The organism is Armatimonas sp. (genome assembly GCF_043760365.1).
Taxonomy (GTDB): domain Bacteria; phylum Armatimonadota; class Armatimonadia; order Armatimonadales; family Armatimonadaceae; genus Armatimonas.
The window spans coordinates 1-5220 of the sequence record NZ_JAYUPA010000342.1; the positions used below are offsets into that span (position 1 = coordinate 1).

The following is a 5220-nucleotide window of genomic DNA, read 5'->3' on the forward strand; positions in this document are numbered from 1 at the left end:
TAGCCCGCCACGGTAGTTTCCTCGTCTGACAGGTGCCCAAAGAGCGCACGCAGCCCTAGCCGACGAATCCCCTCAGGCTCCACGGCATCGTCATCAGCGGCGGGCGTCTGGGAGTAGGCCAGACAAGCGACGCCGTCTAGGTCACCCAAATAGAGCGCATTGTCGGGGGCACTGTCGCCACGGAGCAAACTCGCCCCGTAACTATCCTCAAGAGGGTCGTTGTGGACGAGTAGCTCCCCGTCGGCGACAAACGGCAGAAGCAGATACGGGCCAGCGGGCAGCACGACAGGCTTGCCGGCGGGGTAGGCGCGGACGAACATGGGTCATGGTACCATAGCAAGTATGAGACAGACGCCGCTCTCTACCGGAGCCGATGTGGTGCTCGCCAATCACCTTGTGCCTGAGCAACCGACGATATTTTTCTTCTACAAGCCCAGCAGTCTACTAGAGCAGCAGTTCTACGAGAGTGTCCAGAAGCAGCTTGAGGGAAAGCCCGTTGCGCTTAAAGTCATTCATCTCAAGACGGGTGACGAGCCCATTGCCAAGAAAAACGAGATTACCGCGACACCGATGGCGCTGATCTTCGACCGCCGGGGCCGTCAGACAGGCAAGGCCGCCAACCCCGATGAGCTGATGAAGTTTATCCGTGCGGCCAGCGATGTGGCGCGTATTGACTGGGTGATGGAGACCAGCGACCCACACTTTGACACTCTCAAGAAGCTGGGGATGCCCTTCAAGACGCCGCAGCAGATTCCGGGCATCATGCGCACCATGAGCGTCAAGCCCGAGGCCATGGTGATGGTGCAGCAGCTTGCGGGAATGATGCACTTCTCCGATGGTGCCTTAACGCGTCGTCAGAAAGAGCTGGTCGCGACCTATGTCTCGGCGCTGAATCGGTGTAAATACTGAGTGTCTAGCCATGGCGGATTCCTGCGGTCGCAGGGACAAGATCTCAGTGATGTGGACGCAGTAGGAACGGGCGATCTGACCAAAGCTAAGGGCCTGCTTCCCAAGGAGCGCGAGCTGCTCGGCTTTGTGAAGCGGCTGACCCTGGAGCCTGCCAAAGTGTCGGATATTGATGTCGAGGCGCTACGACAAGTGGGCTGGACCGACGAGCAGATCTTCGAGGCAACATTTGACACCGCCCTCTTCGCCTTCTTCAACCGCATGGCCGACGCCTTCGGCCTAGACTACGACCCGCGCGGCTGGGCACCGCCGAAATAACCGTCGGCTGAAAACGGCGGTCAAAACGCAATGTCCAAACAGGGCAGCGTCAGCATGAGGCGCTTGCTATCGCGTAAGACCGTCAGACGTAGCTTCTGGCCCACGTCTTTGTTCAGCCGCAGCCAGGTATGAAACTGGCGTGGGGATATCTGCTGGAGAGTCTTGCCGTCCACAGCCACGATCACATCGCCGAGCTTTAAGCCGCCCTGGGACGCTTTCCACTTCTCGCCGGGAAAGAGCGCGCTGACTTTGAGCGCCAGGGTTTTACTGCCCAAGATCGGCTCTTCCCAGAAGCCAAAGATCGGCGGGATCGCCCCCTGTGAGGGCCGGGCGGAGATGTCGTAGACGCGCCAGTGGGGCGAGAGTGTGAGGCGCTTGCCATTGAGCGAGATAGAGCGGGTGTTTTCGGGGAGCGCATCCAGAGCAAACGACAGATCGGCGGCAGTATAAATTGGCTGGTCTCCAAGACGCACAAGTACCTCGCCTTTTTTCAGTCCCGCCCTGGCCGCCGGGGAGCCAGGCCGGAGCGCGACAATTCGGCTGCGCTCATCCAGCGTGATGCCAAGGACGCTTGGTGGCGGGTAGCGGTAGAGCGCGAGTTTCCTAAATGTTCCCGCGTGGCGCTGCTGTGCAAGCTCAGCGTCGTGGGCGTAGTGGCAGTGGTAGCACGCCTCATTGGCACGTTTCGTCTGGGCAAACGCGGGGAACTTCTGCGCGATAGTCCGGGGCAATTGCGCCTTGAACACCGACGCCTCGACAAATTTCACGCGCTCCAGCAGCGCAATCAGAGACCGCGCGGAGAGATCGTCGCCGCCCCAGCGAGCAAGCGTCTGACCGCCGGGGGTGAGCACGAGGCCCAGGAGCTGCTGGTCGTAGTCGAAGCGGAAAAGGCCCAGATCAATGTCTTTGAGGCTGGTGATATGAACCGGTACAAAACGCTCGGTGAGCAGGCGTACCAGTGCGGGATTTTCGCCGCGCAGAATCGGCGTGGTGCGTTTCTCCCGGGGGCACGCAAAGAGCACAAAAACCAGCCGCTGGCGTGTGTGCGCTTCCTCGAAAAAGGCATCTTTTTCCGTACGCCAAGAGAGCTGTGTCATTCGAGAACCGAGGCTACTTGTGCTTCCCACGTGGCCTGATCCGCGACGAGGGGAGGACGCTTACCGGGCTCGAAGCCACTACGCGCCTGACCACTCTGGTCGGTGTGGATGAAGTGCAGCGCGACACCAGCCCGCTCGAGATCGGTTCTGTTCGCACCCGTCGCATGGGGCGTCCCGTAGCAGAAAAAGATCACGCCTCCGGCCTTAATTTCCACCGGGATTGCCTTAGTCTCGTCGGGCCAGCAGCGGATGTGATGATCCGAGAAGCCATCACGCTCGTGGGGAAGCAGCTCAGAGAAGGCGCGGGGAATGACTCTGAGTGTCCCGTTAGCGAGTGTGGCATCGTGGACAGCGGTCCAGAGCGCCGTGCCCTTCAGTGGGTCGGGGATCTGAAAGTATGCATTGTCCTGGTGCCAGTTTGTCCCCGCCCCCTGCCTGCCCGGCTTGAGAAAGACCTGATCCAGGTGCAGCAGCGCCGGGCTTCCCAGGAGCGCCTCAATTGCGGCGACAGCTTTAGCGGCAAACGGCATCGCTTTGTAGAGATCCGAGTGCGGCCACATCGGGCAGAGCTGGAGATTGACCCTCGTTTCCGAGTGGGTCTTGCCATCGCCCTCGGTAGCCACATTGCGTAGCTTGCCCTCGGATTTCAGGCGCGTCAGCTCGGCGCACATTGCCATAACCTCGCGCTCGCTCCAGAAATCCTCCACCGCCAGCCAGCCCTCGGTGCGAAAGAAAGTGATTTGATTGTCGCTAAACTGCATGCCAAAAGGATACCATAGGAGCCGTCTGGAAGTGACGTTCTGCTCACATGGGAACACCTTGCTCTTTCCGATGTGGCACCGGTCACACAGTGGCTCAATAAAACGCTCCGTGCACTGCGGACTTTCCGCAGACAGTCTTAATTTATTGGGTATACTCTGGCCATGATAGTAGGAGTTATTCGAGAAATCAAAGACGACGAAAACCGTGTGGGTCTGCTCCCCGCGGGCGTCGAGGCGCTTGTCACGGCGGGCCACACGGTTCTCGCGGAGACGTGTTGCGGCTCGGGGATCAACTTCGAGGACGAGGACTACGCCGCCGCCGGGGCGCAGATTATCTCATCAGCAGAGGAAGTTTTCGCCCGTAGCGAGATGGTCATCAAAGTTAAAGAACCGCTGCCTAACGAGTGGCCGCTGATGCGCTCCGGGCAGATCCTCTTCACGTACTTCCATTTTGCCGCCAGCCGCGAGCTCACGGACGCCTGCCTTGAATCGGGCGCGATCTGTATCGCCTACGAGACCGTGGAGACCCCCGATGGTCTCCTGCCTTTGCTTGCTCCGATGAGCGAGGTGGCGGGCCGGATGGCAGTGCAGGAGGGCGCAAAGTACTTAGAGCGCGCCATGGGGGGGCGCGGGATTCTGCTCGGCGGGGTTCCCGGCGTCGCGCCGGCAAACGTCGTGATTATCGGTGGTGGCATGGTCGGCACGGAAGCTGCGAAGATGGCGGCGGGCCTCGGGGCAAATGTCAGCCTCTTTGATGTCTCGATCCCTCGCCTGCGCTACTTAGACGATGTCATGCCAAAGAATGTCAGCACGCTCTACTCCACACTCGCCGCGATCCGCGAGAAAGCGCTGCAAGCGGACTTGCTCATCGGTGCCGTGCTGCTCAAAGGCGCAAAAGCTCCCACACTCGTTCCCCGAAGCGTCGTCGCGCAGATGAAAAAAGGCGCGGTGATCGTGGATGTAGCGGTGGATCAGGGCGGCTGTATCGAGACGACGCACCCGACAACGCACCAAAATCCAACCTACTTTGTGGACGGCGTCCTGCACTACGGAGTCGCCAACATGCCCGGCGCGGTCCCGCACACGTCCACGGCAGCGCTCACCAACGCCACTCTCCCGTATGTCCTCGCGCTCGCCAAAAAAGGCTGGAAGAAAGCCCTCAAAGACGATGCCGGCCTACGCAAGGGCTTGAACATCGCCCTAGGCAAGCTCACCTACGAGCCTCTTTCTGAAGAGTTCAAGATCCCCTTCGTCGCCCCGGAGAGCTTGCTGGGATAAAATACGCTTGAGGAATTAGAAATGACTTGGAGCGAAGCACGTCAGCAGTTCCCCAACCGCTGGCTTATTTTTGAAGTCATCCGAGGCCACCAAGAAGCAGGCCAGTGGAGTGTGGACGAGCTGGCGATTCTGGAGAGCGATAAAGCCGCCGCATCGGTTTTTCGGCGCTACTCCGAGCTTCAGCGCACCTACCCAAGCCGAGAGCTAGGGTTCTTCCACACCAGCCAAATCTCGATTATTTGCGATGCTCACATCTCCTCCAGAAGGTAATGAAAACGCACACTGTTCACACCAAAAGCAGAAATCAACATCAATTCCTAAATCTTTTAAGAGTGACAGTGATTTTTGATGAAGGGAGAACTGAAATCGTGGACCCGATACATAACCTGAACAATCAATCACAATTAAATATCCAAGTTCCACCAGCGAGAGAATCTCTTTCCTGAAAGGTATAAGGATCTTCACCCAGAGTTCTAAATTCCCTTCAAGATTATCTCCCGCCAAAATCGATTGCTTATAAGAAAAAGGTCTCAACCAACAAAATTTCTTCTCATAACAATCCGTAAAATCACGATGTTTTCTTGTTTCACTAAAAACTGAAGTTTCGTAATAATTTCCTTTCATTCGAAAAGTCCTCTCAACCAGAGCAACATCCAACTCATCATGAAAAACTCGCAAATCATAGCGGAAAGACATTTGCACCTCATAACCCACGACCAGGTATCTGTATTATATCGTTGATAGTTCTGGTAGGATAGTAGTATGCGATTAGGTGGCCCCGTGTTCGGGGATATTTCGACACCCCAGAAATGGATCGCCGCCGTGCAGGCGGCGGGGTACCGTGCGGCGTATTGCCCGGT

Annotated in this window: 8 protein-coding genes; 4 read left to right on the plus strand and 4 right to left on the minus strand. The window is 57.8% G+C overall.

The window, feature by feature from the left end:
- A partial coding sequence (locus ACH2EH_RS08405) for an NUDIX-like domain-containing protein (RefSeq protein ID WP_395140718.1) occupies positions 1–320 on the minus strand: 320 nt, incomplete at its 3' end.
- Positions 321–342: 22 nt separating this feature from the next.
- Here ACH2EH_RS08405 and ACH2EH_RS08410 point away from each other — a divergent pair.
- Positions 343–909, plus strand: coding sequence for a hypothetical protein (locus tag ACH2EH_RS08410; RefSeq protein ID WP_395140720.1), 567 nt, complete (start codon positions 343–345; stop codon positions 907–909).
- Positions 910–1224 (plus strand): carboxymuconolactone decarboxylase family protein, encoded by a 315-nt coding sequence (locus ACH2EH_RS08415; RefSeq protein ID WP_395140722.1) that lies wholly within the window; start codon positions 910–912, stop codon positions 1222–1224.
- Between the two features lie 20 nt (positions 1225–1244).
- Here the strand turns inward: ACH2EH_RS08415 and ACH2EH_RS08420 are convergent, their stop codons facing one another.
- A complete protein-coding gene (locus tag ACH2EH_RS08420; RefSeq protein ID WP_395140723.1) occupies positions 1245–2321 on the minus strand; it encodes a PDZ domain-containing protein in 1077 nt (358 codons plus the stop codon).
- Positions 2318–3082, minus strand: coding sequence for a phytanoyl-CoA dioxygenase family protein (locus ACH2EH_RS08425; RefSeq protein ID WP_395140725.1), 765 nt, complete (start codon positions 3080–3082; stop codon positions 2318–2320). The genes ACH2EH_RS08420 and ACH2EH_RS08425 overlap by 4 nt, the downstream gene beginning before the upstream one ends.
- 162 nt (positions 3083–3244) lie before the next feature.
- Here ACH2EH_RS08425 and ald point away from each other — a divergent pair, with 162 nt between their 5' ends.
- The gene (ald, locus tag ACH2EH_RS08430) at positions 3245–4360 is read left to right on the plus strand and encodes an alanine dehydrogenase (RefSeq protein WP_395140727.1); all 1116 of its coding nucleotides are present in this window, start codon (positions 3245–3247) and stop codon (positions 4358–4360) included.
- 21 nt (positions 4361–4381) lie between these two features.
- Positions 4382–4630, plus strand: coding sequence for a hypothetical protein (locus ACH2EH_RS08435; protein ID WP_395140729.1), 249 nt, complete (start codon positions 4382–4384; stop codon positions 4628–4630).
- Here the strand turns inward: ACH2EH_RS08435 and ACH2EH_RS08440 are convergent.
- The gene (locus tag ACH2EH_RS08440; RefSeq protein ID WP_395140730.1) at positions 4565–5056 is read right to left on the minus strand and encodes a hypothetical protein; all 492 of its coding nucleotides are present in this window, start codon (positions 5054–5056) and stop codon (positions 4565–4567) included. The two genes, ACH2EH_RS08435 and ACH2EH_RS08440, sit on opposite strands and share 66 nt — an antisense overlap.
- Between the last annotated feature and the right edge of the window lie 164 nt (positions 5057–5220).